This is a genomic window from Collinsella sp. SGI.241, assembly GCF_050312955.1.
GTDB lineage: Bacteria > Actinomycetota > Coriobacteriia > Coriobacteriales > Coriobacteriaceae > Collinsella.
In genome coordinates, this window is sequence record NZ_JBNPKM010000002.1 from 59,751 (window position 1) to 86,011 (window position 26,261).

A 26,261-nucleotide genomic window follows, 5' to 3' on the forward strand; every position below is an offset into this window, starting at 1 on the left:
ATCGTGCGCTCTCGCACCTCTATAACTTTAGTTCACTTTGATGTGGACGCGCGCTTGAGCTTACGCCAGCAGCAAGCATTCACAGGAGTAGGCGGCTACAATGAAAGCGTGCTGATTATTCTCGTCATTGGATGATGTTTTATGGATCAATTCCCGCGATCGAGCTCGCGCAGCTCACGCCATGCGAGCGATCAACAAGCGCCGCACGAACGTTCGCGCACTAACCGCCAAACCACCGAGCCGCGCCGCGCTGCAGGCTCCCATCGCTCGCCCGCCAACAAGGGCGCCCGCACCGACAGCGCCGCAAAAGAACAGGCGCCCACGCGTCCCAAATCTCGCTACATCCCCGCCCTCGACGGCCTTCGCACGCTCGCCGTTGTCGCGGTGGTGCTCTATCACCTCAACCTCACGTGGGCTCAGGGCGGCCTGCTCGGCGTCACGATCTTCTTTGTGCTCTCGGGATACTTGATCACGCGCCTGCTCCTCAACGAAATCGCAAAGACCGGTCGTATCGATCTCAAGAGCTTCTGGATCCGCCGCATCCGTCGCCTGTTCCCCGCCGTGGTAACCGTCGTGGTGGTGACCTGCGCACTGTGCACTGTCTTTAACCATGTGATGCTCACCAAGATGCGCCCCGACATCCTGCCGTCGCTGCTGTTCTTTAATAACTGGTGGCAGATCATGCAGGACGTTTCGTACTTTAACGCCCTGGGCGACCCCTCGCCGCTCACGCACTTTTGGTCGCTTGCCATCGAGGAACAGTTCTATCTTATTTGGCCGCCGCTGCTGCTCGCCATGGTGTCGGTGCACATGAGCAAGCCCAACACGCGCCGCGTGGTCCTGGGCCTTGCCGCGGTATCCGCCCTCGCCATGATGGTGCTCTACAACCCCGCCACCGACCCCAGCCGCGTGTACTACGGCACCGACACCCGCGTGTTCTCGTTGCTGCTGGGCGCCTGGATGGCCTTTATCCCCGACCGCGACCTGGCGCCTGCGCGCCTTGTCCGCCATCTGGGGCTCGACCGACTGGCCGGCGCCGCCAAGCACGGCAAGTCAAAGAGCGACACCGCCGAGGCCGCCACGACAAAGCCAAGTGAGCTCGCACGCTTTTGGTCCTCCCCCGCATCCATCGATTTGATGGGCGTCGTTGGCCTGGTCGGACTCGCCGCCATGGTCGCGCTCACCAACGGCTATACCGCGTTTCAGTATCGCGGCGGCACGCTGCTGTGCTCCATCCTCACACTGATGGTTATCGCGGCATGTGTGCAGCCCCAGGGCATGGTCGCACGGGCCTTGGCCGCCGAGCCGCTCGTATGGATCGGCAAGCGCTCCTACAGCATCTACCTGTGGCATTATCCGCTGCTGCTCCTCATGAACCCGGTCGCCAACATTAACGACACGCCCTGGTGGCACTACATTTTGCAGGTGTTGTTGGTGGTCGCCGTGGCCGAGTGCTCCTATCGCTTTATCGAAACGCCGTTTAGGAAGGGCGCTTTTGGGCGCACCGTTGCCGAGCTCCGCGACGGCACCACCACGCCCGCCGGCTGGATGCGCGCACATGTCCCCACCTGCGCCGTTTGCGCCGTCGCGCTTGTTGTGGCGCTGGGCGGCCTGGTCTTTGTGCCCGACACATCCGCACTGAGCGGCGAGGGCGCCGAAATCCTAAACAAGGAGGCCAAAAATGCAAAGCCTCAAGATCAGCGGGCGGCCGATGACACCGACAAAGATGACGACGGCTTCCCCGACGGAGCCTACGACCTGCTAATGATTGGCGACTCCGTGTCCCTGCGCGCCGTCGATGCCTTTGACGGCGTGTTCCCGCACAGCCACATCGATGCCGAAAAGGGCCGCCAGTTTGATGCGGGCCGCGCGACATTTGAGGGCTATATCCAGCAGAACCTTGCCGGCAAGATCGTGGTCTTTGCCCTGGGCACCAACGGTTTGGTAACGGACGCCCAGGTCGACGCGATCATGGCCGACGCCGGTAATCAGCGTATTGTCGTGTTTGTAAACACGCGTAGCCCGCAGCCGTGGGTCGGGTCCACGAACCAGGCCATCGCCAACGCCGCTACGCGCTACAAGAATGTACGCGTTATCGACTGGTACGGATACAGCACAAATCGCAACGACCTGTTCGATGGCGACGGCACACACCTGTCGACTACCGGCGTGACCGAGTACCTTAAGCTCATCCACGATGCCGTCAAGAAGGACCTACCCGTGCACCCCGAGGACCACGTTAACGATCCGCAGCCGGCGGCTGTCAAATCCGCTGCCGAGGCACTCGTCAACGCCCTCGCCTACAAACCGCACAAGCTAGGCACCGACAAGTAACGCACCGCCAAATCTGCTTACAATCCGGCACTTGGGACCACTTCCGCGACTTACAAAGCCGCCTCTGGGCTGTTAATTCACCCCAGAGGCGGCTTTATAGCTGCACATCGGTATATAACTAGCACCCTATAGCAGACAAAAACAGGCCACAGCCCATGGCGGCGGCCTGTTTAGAGTCCAAGAGAGGTGCTACGCGCTGTAGCCCATCGCTTGCAGAACAAACATAACGACCGTCAGCACCGTAATAACGCCGATAGTCGCCCAAGTGAGCACATTCCACACACGGCCGTTGCGGTTGGCGCCCATAATGTGTCGATCGGCGGCAATAACCACCTGGAACACCAGAACCACGGGCAGCAACACGCCGTTGATGACCTGCGAGGTCATCATAATCTGGAACAGGTCGACGCCGGGCATGAGCACCAGCACGGCAGAAATGCCACTGATTGCCGTAATGATGCCGCGATAGACCGGGGCCTCGTCCCAGCTGCGATCGGCACCGCGTTCCCAGCCAAACGCCTCGCAGATAGCGCTGGACGTAACGCCCGGCAGCACACAGGCGGCCAAGAAGCTCGCCGCAACCAGGCCCGAGGCAAACAGCACCGTGGACCACTGGCCCGCAATGGGCTCCAGCGCGCGGGCAGCGTCTGCAGCATCGCTAATCTGAATGCCCGCGGGGAACAATACCGTACCGGTCGTGATGATAATAAAACCGGCAATGACATCGGCGGCAATCGAGCCGCTCACGGTATCGATGCGCTGCAACACGATATCGTCCTCGCCCGCATTCTTATCGACCACGTTGTTCTGTGCCAAGAAAATCATCCAGGGCGCGATGGTGGTACCGATCGTCGCGACCACAAGCGACACGTAGCTGGGGTCATTTTGAATGTTGGGTACAACCAGATCGACCGCCACCTCGCCCCAACTGGGACCAGCCATAATTGCAGCGACAATGTAGGTCACAAACACGCAGCTCACCAGCAACAGAATCTTCTCGATGCGCTGGAAGCTACCCGACATGGTAAGCATCCAAACCATCAGCGCCACAAGCGGCACCGAGATGCTCGCCGGCACGCCAAAGAGGGCAAGGCCGCTCGCGATACCCGCAAACTCCGAAATGGTCACGGCTGTGTTGGCAATCAGCAGCGCCGCCATGGCCAGCACGCTCTTGCGCACGCCAAAGCGCTCGCGAATGAGCGAGGCCAGGCCCTTGCCCGTCACGCAGCCGCAACGCGCCGCGGTCTCCTGCGTCACGATGAGCAGCACGGTCATGACGGGAAGCATCCAGAGCATCTTGTAACCATAGCTGGCACCGGCGCTGGAATACGTGGCGATGCCGCCGGCGTCATTGCCCGAAAGCGCCGCCAGAAGGCCAGGACCCATGGCACCAAAGATGGCCGCGATGGTCAGCTTTTGCTTGGTGCCCTGCTTTTGCTTGCTATTTTGCACGCGACCACCTAACCCATGACCGACATGGTGTGCAGCACCGCAGCGGCACAGTACGCCACGCACGAGATCATGACGGCAATGACGTTCATGGCGGTACCCGACGTATTGAGGTCGTGCTCGTCGCGCCAGAACAGCACCATCAGGTAAATCACAGCGCTCATGTTGCCAATCAGGCAGACGATGGCCGCGATGTTAAAGCAGCCGGTAAAGAGCTGCTCCTCAAGCATGGGCGCGTCGGGGAACGCCGTGGTGCGCACCAGCTGAGCGCACAGGTAGGTCACGAGCGACAGGATCAGGCCCATGCCCGTGCTCTGGAAGAAGAATCCCAGATACGGCTTGGGTTCATCGTCATGGCCGTCGTACTCCAGGAAGTAGTTCTTGACGAACGACACCATACGCGAGGCAGCCAGCAGCACGAGCGGCATGGCGCACATGGGGAACACCACCAGATGTGCGGAGCCCAGCGCCGTCCCCAGCACTGCCGCCATGATGCACGAGGCAATGCCCCACACGACAACCCAGTACTGGCGATGCACAAACCAGCTGAGCACATTCGTCGAGTCGTCGGACGCGCTGTCGCCCGAGCCGACGCCTGCGATCTGCAGGTCCTCCTGGTGCTCCTCGGCGATAACGTCCATGGCGTCGTCGAAGGTCACAATGCCCAAGATGTGGCGGTTCTCATCGCAGACGGGGATGGCGACCAGGTCGTACTTGGTCATCTCGTCCGTTACGTCTTCCTGGTCCTCGTCGGGCGATACATAAACCAGGTCGCGGTAGGCCAGCTGGCCCAGCGTGGCGTCGCGGTCGGCCACGATCAACGTGCGCAGCGAGAGCACGCCGGTCAGCATACCGCTCGGATCCTCGGTATAGACGTAGTAGACGCTTTCGAAATCCTCGTCGAGCTTGCGGATCGCCTCGATGGCGTCACCGACCGTCGCCGTGGCAGGCAGGGAGACAAACTCCGAGGTCATAATGCGGCCGGCAGTGTTTTCCTCATAGCCCAGCAGGTTACGAATCGCCTTCTCCTCCTGAACGCCCATCAGGCGCAGGAGCTTCTCGGCCTTCTCGTAATCGAGCTCGTCGATCAGGTCGGCGGCGTCGTCCGGGTCCATCATGGCCAGCATCGACGACGCATCCGTGTCGGACAGGCCCTCGAGCATCTCGGTCATGAGCTCGTCGTCATCGAACTCCGAGATGGCCTCGGCGGCCTGGGCGGTGTCGAGCTGCGCGAACACCTGCGCGCGTAGGCGAGGATCGAGCTGCTCGATAATGTCGGCAATGTCGGCAGGATGCAGCTCGCCGAGCGTCTTATGCGACACCGACAGCTGGATGTTCTTAGTCGATCGATCGAGCAGGTCCATGTAGGACCAGGCGATGATGTCCTCGCCGAGCGGTTTGCCCAGGTGCTTCATAAAGCCCTCGACGACATGTTCAAGAGCGGGGCTGATTGCGCGCAGCAGACCGCGGGCACCGACTTCGGCACCCAGCAGGCGCAGCTGATTTTCGCCCGACATGGAAAACTTGATGTCGTTTACGCGCACGACCTTCATGCCCTGCGTGTCGACGATTTGTTTATTGAGCACGTCGCGCGCGAGCAGGAGTTCGGTCGGCTGCAGGTACGAAAAACGGATTTCGGTGGCCGACGTCTTAAGGTATACGCCCGTCTCGTCGATACGGTCGACCCATTTTCGCCAGCTGATCATAAACGGCGTCTTGCCGGGACCGCGGAACGCGAGCGACGTCACGTGCGGAAAAACTTCGCCGGTAGCAATGCCAAAATCGTTCACAACGCCGAGCTTTTCGCCATCGACGTCCAAGACCGGCAGCTTGAGCATCTCACTCAGATAATTCACTGGTGCTCCCCATCATTATTCCTTCGGACCGTGGCCATGCCGGCACGCCATCCGTGGACTTTTAGATATGTATACGCATGCGCGGGCGGCACACCGCTCGGCGCTCACACCCCGTGCATGCGCAAGAAGCACCTGCAAGGGGTCATCGACTGTATGGTCGAGGTTTGGATTTCACCTGCAACCTTTCTCTTGACCCTTGTTATCCGCAGTAACTATAGCATCAGCATCGCGCCGTGACGCCAAATTTATGCTCCAAACATCGCAGGCATACCAAACGCTGACGCATCCGTGACATAGTCGTTTAAAAACGTCCCCCGTGACTAGTCTGTGGTGTCGTTTTCTTCGGCGAGCTGGGGAAACACGGCGTTCTTGGGCATGGAAGTCTTCGTTAGCGAGGTGAGTTTTTTGCTCAGCGACGTATCCGTCTTAACCAAATCGCTCAGCGTCACGATCTTGTAGCCCTTGGCGACAAGGCCATCGATGATCTGCGGCAGCGCTTCGAGCGTCTGTTCGGAGCACTCGTCGCTATCGGTGAACAAAACAATGTTGCCCGGAGTCACCGATTCGAGCACTGTCGAAACCTGTTCGTCGGCGCCGTTGAGCAGCCAGTCGCCCGAATCGACATTCCACGAGACCACGGCAGACACCAGGTCCATCGCATCGATCCAGTTTTGCTCGTCAAACGCGGCGTAGGGAGCACGCAGCAACATCGTCTCGACGCCGGTCGCCGACTTAATCGCCTCGGTGCCCTTCGTGATCTGCTTGCGCACCGCCTCACGATCCTTGCCCTTGAGCGAATCATCGCTGTAGCTGTTGGAGCCGATCTCGCATCCGGCATCGACAATCGCTTTGGCAGTAGCGGGCGAGGCTTCCGCAGCATCGCCCGAAAGGAAGAACGTCGCCGTGACGCCCTTTTCCTTGAGCACCTGCAAGACCTGCTTGGTCGCGCCGCTCGGACCCTCGTCAAATGTCAGGGCCACGTACTTTTCGTTGCCCTTGGGCGCTACGCTCGCGCACTCGACTACACAGTCGGTGGCGGGCACGACCTCGCCGCGGTCCTGCGTCTTGCCCGACTGCTCGCCGACCCATACCTCGGAGCGGCCCCGAACGCCCCAGGTTTTAACGTATTCGATAGCGCCCGTGCCCTCGACCTTCAACTTGGGCTCAATGGTCGTGACCTGGACCTCGTGCTTCTCGTACGTGTCGCGGCCGTCTTTGACCGTCACTTTCTCGCCGCCCGTTAGCTCGCGGCTATTCCACTTGCCCTGCTTCACCCGTTTGCCGTCCACCTTCACCGACAGCTTTTCGCCGCCACGGCGGGTAAGCACGCTATCGTCGACAGCCAACAAGTCGCCGGCATCGTAGGTGTCGGTCAGGCCTTGATCATCGATAAGGTTCTGCAGCGTGGAGCCCACGCGCACCGAAGCCTGCTCCCCATTGAGCACAATGTCCACGCTGCGATTGACATAGCCCACGACGGCAGCGATAAACAGCACGAGCGCACAGCCGACAGCGATGAGCGCATAGGGCAGGCGGGACGGTCGGCGCGGTGAGCGCCCGTTGCCGATGCGCGCGCTGCGATCGCTAAACCCACGGCTATGGTTGAGGTACATCGCGCCGGGTTTACGGCGACGTCGACGCTGACCGCTGGGCAGCTGCCCCAGGTCGCGTCGCGCCGTCGGACGCGCACCCGAGCGCCCGTTTAAGTTAGATCCGTTTTGGCGCATGTGCCCTCCCCCATAAACACAGCGAGCCGGAGCAACATGTCTCCGGCTCGCCCCCCGTCATTTGGTACGTCGCTATTTGCTAGCTTTTGACGAGCCCCCGCTCGCCTTTTGATATTCGTCCTTAAAGGCCTTGAACATACCGCGCGTCTTGCCGAGCTGCTTGCCCAGTGCGCGACTGCCCTTGTCCACGGCGGCCGATCCCTTGTCATCGAGCACCTTGGCGCCCTTCTTGACCTTATCGCCCACCACGACACTGGCCTCGGCAGCCTTGGCGGCCGCGCCGCCCGAATACCCGAGCGACTTGACCTCGTCCGAGACAATCATCGCGCCGTTCTCGTAGCCGCGCAGCATCGTCGGCGGCATCAGTGTGTCGCCCACCAGCACACTCGAGGCAGTGCCGGCGGTCACGTAGAACGTCTGCACGATACCCGAACGCGGCTTGAACTCAACGTCCGAGCAGTAGCCCACGACATCGCCCGATTCCGTGCGCACGTCCATGCCAACCCAGATGATGCAATCGTCCAGGTTGATATCGAGGCGCTTGGCCGCGGCGGCATCGTAGGTGCCCTTGACGTCGTCGACCGCAACAGCACCCTCATAGACGCCGATGGCATCGAGCGCCACAAATCGATCGGGGCGCTCGATCATGCCCGCGATATCGGACTGGCGAACCATAAAGCCCACCACGCGCGTACCGCCCGGGGTAAAGACCGGAAAGTGAATCTTGCCGAGCTTTTTGGGGCTGCGCGGCGTGCCGTCCTTTTTGGTGCGCTTGTCTTCGGCAGGCTTACGATAAACCTTGACGCCAACAAAATCCCCTGCGCGCATTATGCCTCGGTCGAGGGCTCCGTGGCCTCGGTGCCGGCCTCAGTGACGTTCTCGACCACGACGTCGGCAGCGGGCGTCACGTTGCCGCCCGAGATGGCGTCGTTGAGCTGCTCGCGAAGCTGGTCCATGCGCTCGCGGGCCAGGTCGACCTTGGCGCGCAGGTCATCGGTCTTGGCGTCGACCATCGGACCAAAGTCGTTGACCGCGGCACGAGCCTCCTCGGCACCGTGCTCGTAGGTGTCGCGCATGTTGTCCCAGGCATCGTTGGCGATATCGGCGGCCATGGCACGGGTCTCGGCACCCGAGCGCGGGGCCAGAGCAACGCCGATGATAGCGCCGGCGGCAGCGCCAAAGAGCGCACCGGAGACAAAGCTGAAAGTCTTTCCCATGATCATTCCTCTCCTGCGGGCACCTCGATGCCCACCGTTTAAATGCTGTCCATTATACCCGCAGCGCAACACTTGCCGTCGCGCACATCTGCGTACGGTAAAAGCGCAGGTACATGATAGTGATAAGCGAGTGAGCCTACTCCTGCGGCATGGCAGGCATGGCCACCGTGGCCGCCGGGTCCTCGCCGGCGCCATCAACGAGCGGAAGCGCACCTTCCTGTGCGGGGCCTGCCGGAACCGTCGCCGCGCCACCGTAGACGGCAGCGGGGGCCTCGTGGCTCTCGGCGGTCGCGCCCTCGGTATCGATTGCCTCCTGCGGCTCATCGTCAAAGCTCGGGACACCCTGGGGCTCCGCGGGCTCGGACTCGACGGCTTCCTCAGCAGCTGCCTCGACGCCGGGTTCGGAATCGGCAGGAGCCTCGCCTTCGGCCCCGTCCTCGGCGTTTGCGGCGGCGATGGCCTCGTGCGGATCCTTGCCCTCGGCCTCGGCGCGCATACCCAGCACCAGGTTGCGCAGGCCCGCGACCGTGCCCTCCACGTCAGGGGCAGGCTGGTCGGCGTGCAGATAGGCCCAGTCCATCATAAAGGTCGCCGAAGACAGCGCGCCGATGGCCAGCGCGTCATCGGGGCATGAAAGCTCAACCTCAAAGACACGCTCATCGTGCTCGCTTACGCGGGTACGGCCGCACGAAATGCTGCCGGCGAGACCGGTCTCGTTCATGAGCTCCACTGTCACGTGCTCCAGCAGATGGCAAAGCTCGGTCTGGCCCATGCAGTCCTGGAATTCACGACCGGAATCGCCTAGGCACAGGTGCTTGGCAATCGCGGGCACCAGGTAATACACGCGCGCCGTGGCCTCGATGTCCTCCGAGGTCATGAGCGGCATGCCGGGGTTCACCAGCACATGCGCGCAAATCTTGTCCTCGCTGACGGTGACCTTAAGGATGTTGAACAGGCCTGCCATAACTCTCCCCTACTCTTCCTTGCCCCACTCGTCGCCGTCGTGCGGGCCCGCAGAGCCCGCGCCCGGCGCCGCCGGCTTATCTGCCGAGGACTCGGAATCCTTCTTATCGGTTTCGTCCGGAGCGATCACGCGAATAAGCGAGATGCGCTGGCCACGCATCGACTGCACCTTGAACTTGTACCCTGCAACCTCAAACACCTCTCCGATGTCGGGCACCGAGTCGCAAAGTTCCAAAATCCAGCCGGCGATGGTCTCATAATCATCGCTTTCCTCGAGCGGCCAACCAAGCTCAATCGCATCATCGCACGAAAAACGCCCATCGACGAGCCACTCACGGCGCGAAAGACGCGTGAGGTACTTGTTGTCGGGGTCGAACTCATCCTCGATCTCGCCCACGATCTCCTCGACGATGTCCTCGATGGTAATGATGCCGGCCGTGCCGCCGTACTCGTCCACGACCACCACGATCTGGTCGTGCGAAGTCTGCATCTCGGACAGCAGCGGCAGGATGTCCTTGGTGTCGGGCACAAAGGTGGCATCGCGCAAATAACCGGCGATGGGCTGGTCGCCCTCGCCGTCGAGCGAGGGCTGAATCAGGTCCTTGATGTGCGCGATGCCCGCCACGTTGTCGGGATCTTCGTGATAGACGGGGATGCGGCTAAAGCCGGTCTGGCGCATAGTGGACAGCACGTCGGCGACCGTCTCGTCGTCCTCGCACATGGTGGTGTCCACGCGCGGCACCATGACCTCGCGGGCAACGGTATCGCCCAGGTCGAAGATCTCGTGGATCATACGCTTTTCCTCGTCGAGCAGGTCGTCCTGCTCCGAGACCATGTACTTAATCTCTTCCTCCGAGACGTTTTGGCGATCGTCGGCGCTCTTGATGCGCAGGATGCGGGCCAGACCATCGGAGCAAGCACCAGTCAGCCACACGAGCGGACGGGCGATCTTTTGGAAAAACGACAGCGGCCCCACGACCTGCTTGGACACGCCTTCGGCATTGGCCAGACCAATGCGCTTGGGCACAAGCTCGCCAATCACGATGGACACGAAGGCGACCGCAACGGTGATGATGACCGGCGCCAGTCCGCGCGCGATGGCAGAGAGCGGCGCGATGCCAAAGCTCATGAGCCACGTGGCGAGCGGGTCGGACAGGCTCGTCGAGGCGACGGCGGACGAGGCAAAGCCCACGAGCGTGATGGCGACCTGGATGGTGGCGAGCAGCTGGTCGGAGTCGGCAGCCAGCTTAACGGCGCGCTCGGCGCGTTTGTCGCCTTCCTCGGCCTCGTGCTCCAGCACGGCGCGCTTTGCCGTGGTGAGCGCCATCTCGGACATAGAGAAGTAGCCGTTGATGAGGGTCAAAACGAGGGTGGTGATAAGGGAGATGGTTATGTCCATCGGGAGTTTCTCGAACCTCCAAGATTCGGGACGTTAGGTAGTAAGCGTAGATAACGGATAGGGCAGTTGCGTCCGGCGGCCGCTTGGATGGGTCCGCAGGCACAGACGTGATCGCTAGATTACGAAGAGGATCACCGCCATGAACTGGAAGATACTGCCGGCGAGCACCCACAAGTGAAACACACTGTGCAGGTAGCGCACGTTTTTAGCGATGTAGAACGGCACGCCCACGGTGTAGCACACGCCGCCGACAGCGAGCAGGGCAAGTGCCACGGGGTTGAGCAGCGACACGAGCTCGGACAGCTTAAAGACGACGAGCCAGCCCATCAGCAGGTAGACCAGGCCGCTTACCCAGTGCGGTTGACGCTCGCGCATAAAGCACTCGAGGGCGATGCCGATAATGGCGATGGCCCATACGGCAAAGAACAGCATAGGGCCGCCGTCGTTTGCGAGCGTGATGAGGCAAAACGGCGTATAGCTGCCGGCTATGAGCAGGTAGATGCAGCTGTGGTCGATGATGCGAAACACGCGCTTGGCGCGTGCGGGCTGAATCGCGTGGTAGAGCGTAGAGGCTAGGTATTCGAGGATAATGCTGACGCCATAGACAATCGCCGCGGCCATGTGAGCCGGGCCTCCGCCGCGAAGAGCGGCAAATACGATCAGGAGCACCAGGCCCGCGATGCCCAGCAGGCAACCGACACCATGGGTGACGGAGTTCATGATCTCCTCACCCACCGTGTAGTGTGGAACGGCCGCGGCCTTGGGTCGCGGCTTAGAACTGTCGCTCGAATCGGACATGCCGGTTACATCCTCCAAGTAAATAGTTCTCAACACTATATCAAAGCGTCTGGGTACGTGCGAAATTTGCACCATACGTGACCCCTTGTTTACCCATTCTTTTCTTGTTGACGCATCAACGGCGAACAATCATGGTTGATTACAGCGCTGGAGGACCGTTTTGGCTCCCGCCTTCGGAAGTATGCGGCAAAATCTGGAACTGCCGACCAGACCGCAGTTTTACCAACAATTTATCAGGGGTTTTGTTGCCAAAAAATGTCGTGTGCTCGGCTGTCTCGAAATTTGCCGCATACTTCCGGAAAGCCGCCCGTGAGCGCTGTGCTCGCGAGCGGCTTTTGCTCGAATTACGCCACAAAGGCGCTTATATTGTCCAATAGCTAGGCGCTATTTGACCTCGATAAGCTCGTACTTGCTCGTGCCCAGGCCGATCTTCTCGGCGTGCGCGATGCACGCGCGCCAGTCGGTGTCGGGATGCGTGATGCAGAAGGGGTCACGCGCCTGCTCGCCCTCCAGATGCTCGTGGTTATGCTCCATCTTGGCCGCGCTATCGGTGAGCTCGGTGTTGGGCAGCGGCTCGGACGCCATGACGGCATCGGCACAGGCCTGGTCGATGGCGACCGGGTCGAAGCTCGCGAACATGCCGATATCGTTGACGATAGGCGTATCGTTTTCGGGATGGCAATCACAGTTGGGGCTGATATCCATGGCAAGCGAGATGTGGAAGCTCGGGCGGCCGTCGACGACGGCCTTGGTGTACTCGGCGATCTTACAGTTGAGCACGTCGGCCGCGGCGTCATAGACGGGCTTGATGGCGTCCTGGTTGCACACGCCGATGCAGCGTCCGCAGCCCACGCAGCGATCGTGGTCGATGGCAGCCACGTGCACCGTGCGAGTAGCGCCGCTGGCAAGCTCGCGCTCGCGGGTGTCGTCGAACGAGATAGCGTTGTGCGCGCAGATCTTTTCGCAGGCACGGCAGCCAATGCAGTGCTCGGTCGCGACGTTCGGCTTGCCGGCGGCATGCTGCTCCATCTTGCCGGCACGGCTGCCGCCTCCCATGCCCAGGTTCTTCATGGCGCCGCCAAAACCGGCCTGCTCATGGCCCTTAAAGTGGGTGAGGCTGATCACGATATCGGCATCCATGAGTGCCTGGCCGATCTTGGCCTCGCGCACGTACTCGCCGCCCTCGACCGGGACGAGCGCCTCGTCGGTACCCTTGAGACCGTCGGCGATGATGATCTGGCAACCCGTGGCATACGGGGTAAAGCCGTTCTGATAAGCGGTATCGATGTGCTCGAGCGCGTTTTTGCGGCTACCGACATAGAGCGTGTTGCAGTCGGTGAGGAAGGGCTTGCCACCCAGCTCCTTCACGACATCCGCGACGGCGCGGGCGTAGTTGGGGCGCAAAAAGCTCAGGTTGCCCAGCTCGCCAAAGTGAATCTTGATAGCGACGAACTTGTTCTCAAAGTCGATCTGCTCAATACCGGCGCGGCGGATGAGGCGCTTGAGCTTGTCGAGCTGGCTCTCGCGAGCATGCGTACGCAAGTTGGTGAAGTACACCTTAGCGGGTGCTGCAGGTGAAGTTGCGGTCATAGATCTATCCCCTCGGTCTATATGGCGTTACAGACATAGAGGATGGTACCCGTTAAAGCGGGGTCAAAGTCAAGTACGGCGCCTAGTCATTGGGGACAGACTTAAATGACTGAAACCACTCATTGGGGACGGACTTAAATGAGTGCCTCGCCACCTGGCGGCTAGGGACGTTCTTTTCCTGCCGGCAGTTGGGGACAGTCCTTGGCAACCCTGCCGGCGAGCCAGCGAATCGGCAAAGACTGTCCCCGATGACTAGTCGTTTAAGTCTGTCCCCAATGACCACTCTTGGTCGTTTAAGTCTGTCCCCAATGAGCACCCAATGACTAGGTGGCTAGGCGTGGGATTTGGCGTGAGTGAGGGCTAGGCCTACGGCGGCGATGGCCATGGCAAAGAGCACCGTGACGCCCAGATCGCAGACGATGTCGCCCAGCACGGCGGACGTCAGGTCCGACGAGAGCGCCTTGCCGATTGCGTCGTTCACCCAATACGTCGGCACAAAGTGCGCCACCGTCTGCACGGCCGGGCCCATCAGCGACAGCGGCATCCAGGCGCCGCCCAAAAACGTCATGAGCATGCCGAGCAGGTTACCCACACCGTTGAGCAGCTCCTCGCGCGCGCCCAAGCCCGACAACGCAAAGCCAACGGCCAGCGGCGTGCACGCCAGGGCAAACGTTGCCGCCAGCGCCAGGCATACACGACCTACGCCGACCTCGGCGACCGCGCCGGCAAAGCCCACGACGCCCATCATGCTCGACACAAACCAGATGCAGACGGTGATCACGGCAGCGGCCGCAAACACGGCAAGGGAGCGCTGGCGCTCGGAGATTGGGCCGGCCTCCATGCGGCGCACGCGCTCGGGTTCGTTCATGCCCGAGAACACCAGCCCCACCGACACGATGACCGACGAGATAATCGCGTACGCGCCAAAGTTGAAATACGACTCAAGCGTGGCGGCGGCTGTCGAGTCGACCTTGACCTGCTCGATCTCGACCTCCGCGCGCTTGGCGGCGGCATGCTCGGCGGCCTTGGCGACGTCACCGTCGGAGGCAGTAGGATCAAGTGCGGCCGCAGCGCCCGCGAGCGAAATCCAGCGCGAGGCCTCGGCAGACGAAAGCGCCGCCGCCATGGTGCCGGCACCGTAGGTCACATCGAGCTTGGGCAGGGGCTCCCCCGCTCGGGCGGCTGCAACGAGGTCGTCCTCAAACCCCTCCGGAATAAAGAACACGCAATCGGCGCTACCCTTGGCGCTGTTGCTCTTGGAGAGCGCGTCCGCAAGGTCGTAGGTGTCCTCGCCGATACCCGTGACCAGATCAAAGCGCGAGCCCAGGTGCTTGGTAAGCGCACGCGAAAGATCGCTGTCGTCGCGGTCGACCACGATCACGTTGGCATCGTAGGGCTCGTACTCGGTGAGCTGCGACGAGTTCCAGCTCACCGAGGCCGCGATGAATACGCCCATGAGCGAGATGAACACCGTATAGATGAGCAGGTAGAACGGGTGCGCCAGCGCCATGCGAAGCGCAGTCTTAAAGGTGCTCATAGCGGCTCCTTCCAAAGATCAGCGTGGCGGCGGCAACGAACAGCAACGCCATAAGGACCAGCGCGCCGGCACGAACGGCAAAGGGACCCAGGTCCTCAAAGAAATACAAGCGGTTGAACATGTCGCAGATAAGCTTGACGGGGTTGAGCCAGCACTCGGCCGGACAGGCGCGGGCGACGTCGTCGGCAAGCGCCATCGCCGGCTCGCCGTAGAGACCGGCGAACAGGGCGCACGTGGTGGCGAAGCCCGTGAGGATGCCCGACTTGGATGCCTTGCCGCCTTTAACGGGAAGCGTGCCCACAAAGAGCCCCAGGCCCGTCGCGGCAAGCGCGGAGGCAGCGCCGCCCACCAGGCAGAGCCCCTCGCGCCCGCCAAAGCCGACGCCCACGACCAGGCGCACGTAGCCGATCGCGATCGTCATCGAGGCAAAGGAGACCAACCACGCGCCCACAAAGATGCCGGCCAGCGACGCCGTCTTGGAAAGGCCGCCCACGCAGCGACGCGCACCAAGGCCAGACAGATTGGGCTGCAGGTCGACAACGCCCAAGGCAGCAAACTCGGCAGACATCATCGCAACCAGGCCAAAGAGCGCGTAGTAGTAGATGACCGTGCCATCGGGCGTGGCACGCGTCAGGCTCACACGGCGGGTTCCGCCCTCAAGCGACAGAGCGCGCGCAACCACCTCCGGGTCGGCGAGCGCCGCCTGGTTGTCCTGGGCAATCTGGCGCATGAGTTCGGCATTTTGCGTATACGAGCTTGCCACCGTCTCCAGGATGCTGCGGTCGGTGAGCACCGACGTCGCACGCGAGCTGTCATAGCTCGAAAGCAATGTGAGTTTGGGCGTGCCCGCGGCATCGACCGTATAGATGCCCGCGACCTCGCCGGCTTTAAGCGCACGGCTCGCATCGACTGCGTCATCGCACTCGTGGATCTCGAGCAGTTGGTTGTCGCCTTCCTTGGCAAGCGACGTCGCCACGTCCTTAAAGGTCGAGGCGCCCCAGGCCTCATCCGCCACGACGGCCACCGGCACCGGGTCGACCGTGCCGTCGGAGCTCAGATTCGCAAACATAAACATGAACATCGTGGAAAGCGCGACGGGAAAGATCGCGCCCCAAACCCACGTGCTCGGCCGGCGCAGCAGCGTCTTGACCGTGATAATAATGGTGTTGAACATGACCGCCCCCTAGTCGCGCAGCTCGCGGCCGGTGATCTCGAGGAATACGTCGTTGAGGGTCGGCGGCTCGCTCCACACGCGGCCGAGCGCCACATCGGCGGCGCGCAGCGTGTCGAGGATGTCAACCAGGTTGTGCGGGCTCGCTTCGCAGGTGCAGACGAGCTCGCCGCCGGAAAGCTCGACGCTGAGCACGTGCTCGAGGGCGCGCAGTCGCTCGACCGTGGCGAGCTCGACGGCGCCGACCTCGACGGTCACGCGCTCACCCATCTGAATCATGCGCTTGAGCTCGTCGTTGGTGCCCTGCGCCAGCACGCGCCCGCCGTCCATGATCATGATGCGGCTGCAGATCTGCTCGACTTCCTCCATGTAATGGCTGGTATACACCACCGTGGCGCCCTCGTCGCGCAGGCGGCAGATGCCCTCCAGGATGGCGTTGCGGCTCTGCGGGTCGACCGCCACCGTGGGCTCGTCGAAGAAGATGAGCTCGGGCTTGTGCGCGATACCGCAGGCGATGTTGAGGCGACGCGCCAGGCCGCCCGAGAGCTTGCCGGGGCGAAACTTGGCAAAGTCGCCCAGGCCGACAAAGTCGATGGCCTCGTCGACCAGCGCGCGACGGCGTTTGCGGTCGTTGACGTAAAGGCTGCAGAAATAGTCGATGTTCTCGCGGACGGTAAGCTCGTCAAACACCGCAACTTGCTGCGGGACCACGCCGATGCGGCGCTTGAGGTCGTAGCGGGCGGGCGTCATGGGCTCGCCGAACAACTCGATGGTGCCTTTGTCGTAGGCGAGCAGCTGCAGAATGCAGTTGATGGACGTGGTCTTGCCCGAGCCGTTGGGGCCCAGCAGGCCAAAGATCTCGCCGGGGGCTATGCTCAGGTTAAAGTGGTCGAGCGCGATAAGATCGTCGTAGCGCTTGACGAGGTTTTCGACGTGGACGATGTCTGTCATGAGGTGGCCCTTCTGTTGATTTCGGCCCGGAACGATTGCATCATCGCAGGAGCCGCCGGCGCGCACCAGTGAGCTTTGTCACGAGTGCGGCGGGGGCGGGCGGGAGGAATGTCACGGTTGCGGCACCTGAGCAATCGTCGCGCGCACCATCGCGTACAATACCCGTATGAACAGGCTATTCGACAAATCGATCGTGCTGGCGTGCTGTATCGCGGCCGCTCTGGGCCTTGCTGTGGATGCTTGCTTGGTCGCGGCGTTTTGTCTTGGCGTCGTAGTCGCCTCGCTTACGGAAATTGCGCAAGGCGAACGTGCCCGCCGCGCCGGTGAGGCCGCGAGCTACGCTTACATTATGGTGGCCGTCTTTGTGCCGTCGTTTGTGCCGTTTGCGCCCCTCGCCCTCTATGACATCGCGCGACGCGTGCGCCGTGAACACGTTTGGGTCGCGCTGGGCGCCGGCGCCATCTTTGTCTGCGCACTCGTCGCATATGCCCACGCCGGCGCGCTTCCCACCCGTGCGCTGCTGTTGACCGCCATCCTTTCAGTCGCCGCCACCTTGCTGTCTCTGCGCACCGCTCAGCTGGAGCGCGAGCAGGAGCGCATGCGTCGCACCCGCGACGAGCTGCAGGAGCGAGCCCTCGCGCTCGAGGCGCGCAACCGCGACCTTGCCGACCGCCAGGACTACGAGGTCGAACTCGCAACGCTCGCCGAGCGCGCCCGCATCGCACGCGAGATCCACGATAACGTGGGGCACCAGCTCACGCGCGCCTCGCTGCAAACCGAGGCCCTACGCGTGGTCCACGCCAACGAGCCCGGCGTCGCCGCCGACTTCGCTGACGTCAAGCGCACCGTGGACGAAGCGCTTCAGCTCGTGCGCTCGAGCGTCCACGCGCTCAACGACAACGCGGCGAATCTCTCCGTACAGCTCGAGCGCATCGTGGAGGGCGCGCGCTCAGATGGCGGGCCGCAGATTGAACTTGAGGTTTTGGCCGAGCATGCGCCCGCAAATGTCGCCAACTGCTTTGCGGCGGTCCTGCGCGAGGCGCTCTCCAACACCATGCGCCACGCTTGCGCCCAGACCGTCACCGTACGATGCATGGAGCATCCGTCGTTTTACCAGCTCATCGTTACCGACGATGGCGCGGGCGGGGTCCAAGCAAGCGGCCGCGGCACCGCAGAGGGCATGGGGCTCGGCTCCATGCGCGAGCGCGTCGAGGCGCTTGGCGGCACCTTCACCGCCGGCCCGCGCGCCGGCACCGGCGGCTGGCGTGTGTTTGCCACCGTTCCCAAACAGCAAGGAGATGAGGTCCGATGAGGCTCATCGTTGTCGACGACGACCGCTTGGTGGTCGATTCGCTCAAGATAATCCTGGGCGCCCAGCCGCAGATCGAGGTGGTGGGTACCGGCGCCGACGGCAACGACGCAATGGCTCTTTATGCCGAACACGCACCCGATATTGCGCTGCTCGACATTCAGATGCCGGGGCGCGACGGGCTTTCGGCGGCCCGCGAGATCCTTGAGCGCGACCCTGCGGCGCGCGTGGTATTTCTGACGACATTCTCGGATGACGAGTACATTGTGTCGGCGCTCAAACTGGGTGCCCGCGGCTACCTGATCAAAACCGATGTCGCTGCCATCCCGCCGGCGTTGGCCCAGGTCATGGACGGCAAACGCGTGCTCGAGGGTAAGGCGATCGAGGATATCAACTTTGGTGGGGCGGGCGTCGAGGTGGGCACGACCCGCCGGCCCGCGGCCTTCGTCAGCCTGACCGACCGCGAGTTCGAGGTCGCCGAGCTCATTGCCCGCGGCCTCGATAACAAGGAGATTGCCGCCACCGCCTATATGGGCGAAGGCACCGTGCGAAACCACATCAGCTCAATCCTGGCCAAAATGGGCCTGCGCAACCGCACCCAAATCGCCATCGCCTACCTGCGAGGGTAGTTGCCCGAAGACCGACCGCCCCGACATAACAAAATGTCTGCTACCGGTTTAATGCTATTTCAAAACTATGCCGGTTTACGGGGCCAAACTCAGGGCCCCCATCCATACCCGCGTTTTCTGTAAAATGACGGCTCGTCTACCTGCGGTTTTATTTTCACGAATATCAGCATGGTTGGAGACTCGTGACTCAGCCCCGTAAACCGGCCTAGTTTTGTCCGAGCGGCCACGTCAAGTGTCTCCGCAAGCCGCTTCAAGCCAAAAATGATCCGTTTTCCTCCGTCCCCAAGGGATCAGCCGGAACCGCTCCACGAAATCGGCCCATCTACTACGTTTAACTCGATACCCCTGACCATACCTTCGTTTTGAGCAAAACCGCAGGCGTTCTACCTGCGGTTTTGTTTTCGCGTTTTTTGACATGGTTGGGGGTAAGGGACTAAACGTAGTAGATGGGCCGGTTTCGTGGCGAGCCCTCCTCGCCTACGCACAAAAGCGCCGCCACGGAGGAGGGAGATGCCTCCGTGGCGGCTGGGGGTGGGGGGGGTGGGGCTATGTTCTGGCTCCCCGCCGGCCGCCCGGGGCCTTTTGGCCCCGGGCGCCGCCAGCGTGCCTAGCGTTTACGGATACCCCAGACCAGGGCTCCGACGCCGGCTATGGCGATAACAAATGCCATGAGCAGTGCGGCGGTCTGCTGGTCACCCGTGGTGGGCAGGAAACCCTTGACCGTCTTGACGATGTTCGTCACGGTCTTGGGCGTGCCGGGATCGGGCGTCGGCACGGGCGTCTCGGGCTTCTTGTACGTGTTGTTGAACACGATGCCCTCGACGCTCTTGTCGCCCTTGGTAAAGGCGACATTCGCCTTGAGGTTGCCCTCGCCGTCATCGGCCACGTTGACGGTCGCGGTAAAGACGGACTTGTCATAGGTCATACCGGCCTCGTCGCCCTTGACCTCGCTGATGGTATAGACGTACGTTCCGGGCTCGTCGTACTCGAACTTGTCGAAGTTGATCTTGCCGTCGGCATCGTTGGTGATAGTGGACTCGATGTCCTCGCCAACGAGCTTAAAGCTAAACTCGTCCTTCTTGAGCTCGCGTCCCTCGAGCACCTTGATGGCACCGATGGAGACCTGCGTGGGCATGGCATGATACTTGTTGGTAAAGCCAGCCGACTCAGTAGTTCCCTCGAGCTTGTGCGTCGCGGTCAGCGTGCCGTCGCCGTTGTCGGAGACGGTGGTCACGACGGTGTAGGTCGTGCCGTCATAGGTGACGCCCTTGTACAGGCCGAGCGCGTTGGGGCAAGCCTCGCGCAGCATGTACGTGTGCGCGCCAGGTGCCTCGTAGCGGATCGGGCTCAGCGCGACGGTGCCATTGGCGTCGTTGGTGCCGGTCGCGACAACCACGCCGTCCTCGAGCAGCTCAAACGTGAACTCGCCTGCTGCAAGGTCGCGTCCGGTCAGGCGCTTGACCGTCTTGACCTGATCGGTCACCACAGAATCGGTAGGCGTCACGCTGTAGGTGTTGGTGAACGTGAAGGCAGCGCCGTCGTCACCCTCGCGCACGACCTTCAGATGTCCGGCACCGTCGTCAGTCACGGTGTAGGAAACCTTACGCGTGGCGTTGGCGTCGTTGGTCACGCCAGGGGCGCTACCGGACTCGGTCACCGTGTAGGTAAAGATGTGCGAGCGCGGGGCGGTGGGGGCTGCGGGCTCGGACTCGCCGCCGGACTCGTCGTCATTGGCATCAGCGTCGACGTCGGCCCCTTCAGCCTCTGCCTCGTCGGCCTCGGCTTCATCAGCTTCGTCTGCCTCAGCCTTATCGGTCGCATCATCCGTCACGCCCAAGGCGCGGTTGAGGTCCTCGAGCGTAAAGTGGATCTTGCCAAAGTCCACGTTGCCGGCCGCGTCGTTGGTTGCGGTCGTGTGCTCGGGCATCGGGGCGCCCGCCTCATCGGCGGTCACGGTAAAGGTGAACTTACCCGTGATATCGACCGGGGTCAGGCCCTCGGCAGCCTGGAGCTTCTTGGCGCCGGCGAGCGCGGCGTCAACGGCATCGGCGCCGTAGACGTTCTCGAACACGGGCTCGACGCCACCGTAGTCAGGATTCGCCGTCAGAGTGCCGTCGCCGTTGTCGACGACGATGACCTTAAAGCTAAAGCTCGACTTCGCGGCAGTAATACCCTTTGCTGCGAGCGGGGACGTGTACTCAAACGCCGTGTAGTTGATAGTCCACGCAAGCTTGGCGTCCGTGTCGGTACGGATGGCGCGTCCGGCGCTCACCAAATCGGCGAGCATCTCAGTCGTGTAATGCAGCGTGCCAAAGCTCACCTGGCCGTTGATGTTGGTCGCCACAGTGCCGTCAATGGCTTCCGTCTCGCCCGCATAGGCGATGCCAAAGTAGAACTCGCCGTTGGCCAACGGACGACCGGTCAGGGTCTTGGTGGCGACAATCTGCGCAAGCTCGCCGCCCGGGTTATCGGTCGAGGCGTGGTAGCTGTTGGTGAACGAGACCAAGGCGCTCTCGACCTTATTCTCGCCGCTCTTGTGGACCGCCACAGGCGTGCCATTGGGTCCGCCAGAAACGGTCGTCGTAGCGGTGAGCGTACCAGCGCCATCGTCGGCGATAGCGATCGTCACGGTGCGCACGGCCTCGTCGTAGGTGTAACCGGGCTGGCCATCGTTCTTCTCGGCAACGGTGTATGTAAAGGTCTTGCCCGCGTCAGCCTGCGTAAACTTGACCTCATGGCCAGCCAGGATGTCGATCAGACCAACCGTTGCCTCTGCCGTTGCAGGGGACTTGTACACGTTGGCGCCCTCGTGCAGGCCGAGCGCGATGGCCGAAGCCTCGTCGGCGGGCGTCACGGTAAAGGTGAACTGACCCTCGGTCATGGGACGTCCGTAGAGGGTCTTGCTGAGCTTGAGGCCGCCGGCCGCGGCGTAATCGAGCTCAGAGCGGTACATGTTGGTGAAGCGGCCGCTTTCCTTCTTGGTGACGTTGGCGGTCAGGGTGCCGTCGCCGTTCTCGGTCACGGTCACTTCGGCGGTTGCGACATGCGCGTCATACGTCATACCGGCCGCGCTGCCCGCGTTCTCACGGATCTCGTACTTGTAGGTTCCGGCAGCCGTGTAGTGGATCTTGCCAAACTTGATGGCGGCGATGCCGTCCTTCGCGTCCTTATTGCTCACGGTTACGGTTGCGGGATTAGGCAGCGGGGCGCCTTCGGGGGCGGTGATGGTAAAGCTGAACTCGTCCGCATCCGTCCAGTCGCGGCCGTCAATGGCCTTGCTCAGGCCAAAGTCGAGCTCTGCATCGAGCGGTGTCACGCTGTAGGTGTTCTCGAAAGTTGCAGCCTTGACGTCGTCCTTCAGGACGTGCTCGGCCTTGAGCGTACCGTCGCCGTTGTCCGTGATGGTGGTCTCAACGGTGTACTTGGCGTTGCTGTAAGTGACGCCCTTGCTGGTGGTTCCGCCGTTGACCTCGCGCAGTGTGTAGGTGTGCTTGCCGGGCTTGTCGTACTTCACGGCGTTCATCGTGATCTTGCCTTCGGCATTGTTGGTGCCGGTGGCGACGACCTTGGCGTCCTCGCCCTCGCCCTCGACGAGCTCAAATCTAAACTCGCCAGCCTTGAGGTCGCGTCCGGTCAGGACCTTGGTCGCGGTGATCTGGTCGGTGACGCTTTTCTCGACGGGCGTCACGCTATAGGTATTGGTGAACGTAAATGCCGCATCGCCGTCCGGCTTGCGGGACACCCTCAGAGTACCCTCGCCGTCATCAGTCACGGTGAAGGAAACCGTACGCGAAGTCTCGGCGTCGTTGGTCACGCCAGCGACCTCACCGGACTCGGTCACGGTGTAGGTAAAGGTGTGCACGCGCTTCTCGGGCTTCTCGCCCAGAGCCTTGTTAAGGTCGTCGAGCGTAAAGGTGATCTTGCCAAAGTCGACCTTGCCCTTGGCATCATTGGTCACGCTCGCGTTCGCGGGCATGGGTGCGCCCTCTTCACCGGTCACGGTAAAGGTGAACTTGCCGGCAATGTCAGCCGGGGTCAAGCCATCAGGAACCTGCAGATTCTTCTTGCCCACAAGCGATGCCTCGACAGGCGCGGCAGTGTAGGTGTTCACAAACTCGTTGCCGGCATCGCCGTAGACAGCCGTCGCCGTCAGGGTACCATCACCGTTGTCGACAACGGTTACACATGCGTCAATTGCCGACACGGTGGCGCTCACGCCCGCAGGCAGCTTTCCGGTCTGCTCGGCAGCAATGTAGCGAATGGTCCACGTGGGCTTGTCGGAGCTAGCATCAACCGACGCCTTGCCCTCCTCGACCAGCTTGGCAAGCGACTCGGTCGTGTACGTCAGCGGCCCGAACTCAACCTTGCCACTCTTGGTGGTTGCATCCAGCAGAACCTCGTCGTACCCCGCATAGCTCAGCGCAAACTTAAATTCGTCATCGGCCATCGGGCGCCCCGTGAGCGTCTTGGTTGCCTCAAGGGTCAGCGGGGTTTCCGTCTTGGCGCTATAGGTGTTCTTGAACTCGGTCTTGCCCGAGATCTTTTCAACGTCAGCCTTAAGCCCACCCGTGGCCTTAACCGCCACGGTCACCTTGAACGTGGCAACGTTCTCGCTGTAGGTGATGCCACCGGCGCCGCCCTTGACCTCGCGGACCTCATAGGTGTACTCGCCCGGCTTGTTGCAGGTGATCTCGCCGAAGTCGATAGCTGCCTTGCCATTGTCGTCCAGGTCGTCATTGGTCACGGTCGCGGTCGCGTGTGCGGGCATCGGGGCGTCATTCTCAGACGTTGCGGAGAGTTCAAACTTAAACTCGTCCGCATCCGTCCAGCTGCGGCCCTCGAGCACCTTGGTCAGGCCAAAGCTGGCCTTGGTATCCACCGTTGTCGGCGTCACGTTAAAGCTGATCTTGCCGTTGTTGCCCAGGTAGGAATTGACATGCGTCGCGGTCGCCTTGGCGGACACGTTGTTCCACTTGGGGTTAAGAACGTCGGTCGCGGTACCAGTGTTGTTGCCGCCCACACTCTCCTTGGTGGTGTGGAGCTCGTCGATAAAGGCTAGGCGCGCGGTTCCCACGCTAAACGAAAGGCTGCCGTCCTCGTCAGCAACAATAGCGCCGTCAAACTTCGCAGCGTCGCCGCCGATAAACTCGATGACGGCAGAGGCGGGCTTGGCCTCATCGTTTTCGCCCTGCTCCTCAAACTCATCCTTGTAGTAATAGGTGCCGGTATCTGCCAGCGAATTCTTTGCAGGCTGCGTGCAGTCCTTGTCCGTGTAAATTGGGGTCTGTTTCTGGAAGTAGTAGTAGCGGTTGGTGTCGGCCGGCTCAAAGGTCGCAACCGTATTACCCAACGCGCCGGTCTCCCACTTGTTCGCGTAGAAGTTCACGGTCTTGGTGCCATCGTCGGCAACGGTCGTATTCTTTTCGATGTAAGCCTTGAGCCCCGTGACCTCCTCGGGCGTAAATAGGTTGTCGAGCGCAACACTCTTCACGCTCGAAGCATACTTCACCTGAATGGGCTTAACGTTGTCGACCGAAAGCTTGCCGTCTACGGTCTTAAAGTGACTCAGCGGAATCAACGACGCAGGAATATTGACCGTTACGATATCGCCCTTCTGGGGATTGTCATCGCCGGCGCGCTGCACGGTAATGAGCAGGTCTTTTGCCTTGCCGGTGAACTCGTAGGTGTCGGTATTGGTTTCTTTGTTGACCGTCTTGCTCGCCTTGGTAAACGGCGTGCCGTTAATGACGACTTCGGTAAATCCGTCAACCTGCATAAAGTCGCCCAGCTCGTCGGTAAACGTGATGTAGCCGGACTTGGTCTCGTCGTAGCCCTTATGGATTTCGGTCGGATAAGGCGCCTCCGATGTGATGGCCTGCGAGATGTCGTCGAAGACCTTCTTGAGCTCTTCGGCATTGGTCGCCGACTTGTAGTAGTCGGAGTTTTCCGCACGCGTTCCGTGAGAATTCCATTTCGTGGCATTGGGGTAGTTGCTCGAAACGGCCTGCATGAACTTGTTCTCTTGGCTTGTCTTCGAATCCTGGACGCTGGCTTTGGGATCCGCACCATCAAAGATGCCGATAGTATAAACGGTGGCCTTGCCGTCCTTCATGTTCTTAGCAGCTGTCACGGCAGCGTTGGCAACACCCGCATCGAATTTATCTTGCTTTGTTGGCGTACCGTCGGTAAAGAACACAATAATCTTCTTGGCGTCTTTGCGGCCAGAAGTGATAGTGATTCCCTCGGCCAGCTCTAGGCCATAGTCGGCGCGCGTGGCGCCGGCAGGCTGAATTTGATTAATTGTATTCTTCTTGAGATCATCCGCATTGCTGCCGGAACAGTAGGTCAATTCTTTCATAACCTGGGTGTAATTGTAGGAGTACCCTCCGTCGCGATACATATTGTTGCCGATATCGTTGGACTTCTTGCCCGCAAACTTAACAATGGCAACCTTATGCTGCCTATCCACGCCCTCGATACCCTCGTTTTGCTTGGCGATGGTATCAATAAAGCTGTTCGCAGCGCTCTTCAGTGCATCGATACGCTTGGTGGAATCTCGACCGCCCATCTCACCATCCATCGAGCCAGAAGCATCCAGCACCATCACGATATCGAGCGGCGTGGTGACCGTCACGGTTGAATTAGACGTCGAGGACATCGCCGAAAGCGTGGTCAAAAAGTCCGACTTTTCGTTTTCTCCAGTTTCCTTAACCGTCTTGTCGGTCCAGATTCGACCGACGTTTTGGGTTGTTACTTTATTACCGCCGTGGCCGGCTGCCCAGATTTCCCAGCGTCCGCTGGTGTCGGGATCGACGACGACCTTTCCGCTCATTGTCGGTCCATCCATTCCGGTGCTGGACCTGGCGTTGGCCTCAGGCAGCATGGCAAATGCTGCAGCCGGCAACACAAGCACTACGGCAAGTATCACCGCCAAGAGACCCCTCGTGTACTTACTCATCGCGTCTCCCTTCTCGCGGTTTCAGACCTTGCATCAGCCTAAAGTTACGGAATGAGACACAATTAGGGCAGGTGACACATGTTCCAGATTCGGTTTTAAGCGTGAGACAAATGTCTCATCAAAGTTGAGACACGAGGGTTTTCGCAGGAAAACGGGTGCGACTCAAGATTGACGGAACAAAAGGGCCCGTTTTCCTCCGTCCGCGGGAGATCAAGGGCTGTTATGAATGTGGTGCCATTTCAAAACTATGCCGGATTACGGGGCAAAAGCCGGAGCCCTCATCCATACCTTCATTTTTTCAAAAACAGCAAGCAGTCTACCTGCGGTTTTGTTTTTGCGGTTTTCAGTACGGTCGGAGGTTCGCTATCTAGCC

General features: G+C 61.2%; 16 protein-coding genes. 3 read left to right on the forward strand and 13 right to left on the reverse strand.

Going from position 1 to position 26,261, the window contains the following annotated elements; all coding sequences use genetic code 11:
* Positions 1-141 precede the first annotated feature (141 nt).
* Positions 142-2,334 carry an acyltransferase family protein gene (locus ACQQ92_RS01240; protein WP_427795579.1) on the forward strand — a complete coding sequence of 731 codons (2,193 nt, stop codon included), beginning with the start codon at positions 142-144 and terminating at the stop codon, positions 2,332-2,334.
* A 189-nt stretch (positions 2,335-2,523) separates the two neighbouring features.
* Here ACQQ92_RS01240 and ACQQ92_RS01245 read toward each other — a convergent pair whose 3' ends face one another.
* From ACQQ92_RS01245 to ACQQ92_RS01300, 12 genes are all read right to left on the reverse strand, one after another.
* Positions 2,524-3,720, reverse strand: a complete 1,197-nt coding sequence (locus ACQQ92_RS01245; protein ID WP_427795629.1) for an Nramp family divalent metal transporter — start codon at positions 3,718-3,720, stop codon at positions 2,524-2,526.
* Between the two features lie 74 nt (positions 3,721-3,794).
* On the reverse strand, positions 3,795-5,639 hold the full coding sequence (locus ACQQ92_RS01250) for a magnesium transporter (protein WP_427795580.1): 1,845 nt from the start codon (positions 5,637-5,639) through the stop codon (positions 3,795-3,797).
* A 320-nt stretch (positions 5,640-5,959) separates the two neighbouring features.
* Positions 5,960-7,366, reverse strand: a complete 1,407-nt coding sequence (locus ACQQ92_RS01255) for a polysaccharide deacetylase family protein (protein WP_427795581.1) — start codon at positions 7,364-7,366, stop codon at positions 5,960-5,962.
* Between the two features lie 72 nt (positions 7,367-7,438).
* Positions 7,439-8,194: a PRC-barrel domain containing protein gene (locus ACQQ92_RS01260; RefSeq protein ID WP_427795582.1), complete on the reverse strand. Its 756-nt coding sequence runs from the start codon at positions 8,192-8,194 to the stop codon at positions 7,439-7,441.
* On the reverse strand, positions 8,194-8,583 hold the full coding sequence (locus tag ACQQ92_RS01265) for a YtxH domain-containing protein (protein WP_427727249.1): 390 nt from the start codon (positions 8,581-8,583) through the stop codon (positions 8,194-8,196). The genes ACQQ92_RS01260 and ACQQ92_RS01265 overlap by 1 nt, the downstream gene beginning before the upstream one ends.
* Positions 8,584-8,719: 136 nt before the next feature.
* A complete protein-coding gene (locus ACQQ92_RS01270) occupies positions 8,720-9,547 on the reverse strand; it encodes a cyanophycin synthetase family protein (protein ID WP_427727246.1) in 828 nt (275 codons plus the stop codon).
* Between the two features lie 9 nt (positions 9,548-9,556).
* Positions 9,557-10,945, reverse strand: coding sequence for a hemolysin family protein (locus ACQQ92_RS01275; RefSeq protein WP_427727243.1), 1,389 nt, complete (start codon positions 10,943-10,945; stop codon positions 9,557-9,559).
* A 114-nt stretch (positions 10,946-11,059) separates the two neighbouring features.
* Positions 11,060-11,743 carry a PAQR family membrane homeostasis protein TrhA gene (gene trhA / locus ACQQ92_RS01280; protein ID WP_427727240.1) on the reverse strand — a complete coding sequence of 228 codons (684 nt, stop codon included), beginning with the start codon at positions 11,741-11,743 and terminating at the stop codon, positions 11,060-11,062.
* Positions 11,744-12,127: 384 nt separating this feature from the next.
* Positions 12,128-13,333, reverse strand: coding sequence for a DUF362 domain-containing protein (locus tag ACQQ92_RS01285; protein WP_427727237.1), 1,206 nt, complete (start codon positions 13,331-13,333; stop codon positions 12,128-12,130).
* A gap of 331 nt (positions 13,334-13,664) precedes the next feature.
* Positions 13,665-14,870: an ABC transporter permease gene (locus ACQQ92_RS01290; RefSeq protein WP_427795583.1), complete on the reverse strand. Its 1,206-nt coding sequence runs from the start codon at positions 14,868-14,870 to the stop codon at positions 13,665-13,667.
* Positions 14,857-16,044, reverse strand: coding sequence for an ABC transporter permease (locus ACQQ92_RS01295; protein WP_427795584.1), 1,188 nt, complete (start codon positions 16,042-16,044; stop codon positions 14,857-14,859). The genes ACQQ92_RS01290 and ACQQ92_RS01295 overlap by 14 nt, the downstream gene beginning before the upstream one ends.
* Before the next feature lie 9 nt (positions 16,045-16,053).
* Entirely contained in the window at positions 16,054-16,992 is a 939-nt protein-coding gene (locus ACQQ92_RS01300) for an ATP-binding cassette domain-containing protein (protein WP_427795585.1), read from the reverse strand.
* Between the two features lie 166 nt (positions 16,993-17,158).
* On the opposite strand from ACQQ92_RS01300, the gene ACQQ92_RS01305 reads away from it, so the two are divergent.
* A complete protein-coding gene (locus ACQQ92_RS01305; RefSeq protein WP_427795586.1) occupies positions 17,159-18,304 on the forward strand; it encodes a sensor histidine kinase in 1,146 nt (381 codons plus the stop codon).
* Positions 18,301-18,930 (forward strand): response regulator, encoded by a 630-nt coding sequence (locus tag ACQQ92_RS01310; RefSeq protein WP_427795587.1) that lies wholly within the window; start codon positions 18,301-18,303, stop codon positions 18,928-18,930. The genes ACQQ92_RS01305 and ACQQ92_RS01310 overlap by 4 nt, the downstream gene beginning before the upstream one ends.
* A gap of 607 nt (positions 18,931-19,537) precedes the next feature.
* Here ACQQ92_RS01310 and ACQQ92_RS01315 read toward each other — a convergent pair.
* On the reverse strand, positions 19,538-25,762 hold the full coding sequence (locus tag ACQQ92_RS01315) for a Spy0128 family protein (RefSeq protein ID WP_427795588.1): 6,225 nt from the start codon (positions 25,760-25,762) through the stop codon (positions 19,538-19,540).
* Positions 25,763-26,261: the final 499 nt, after the last annotated feature.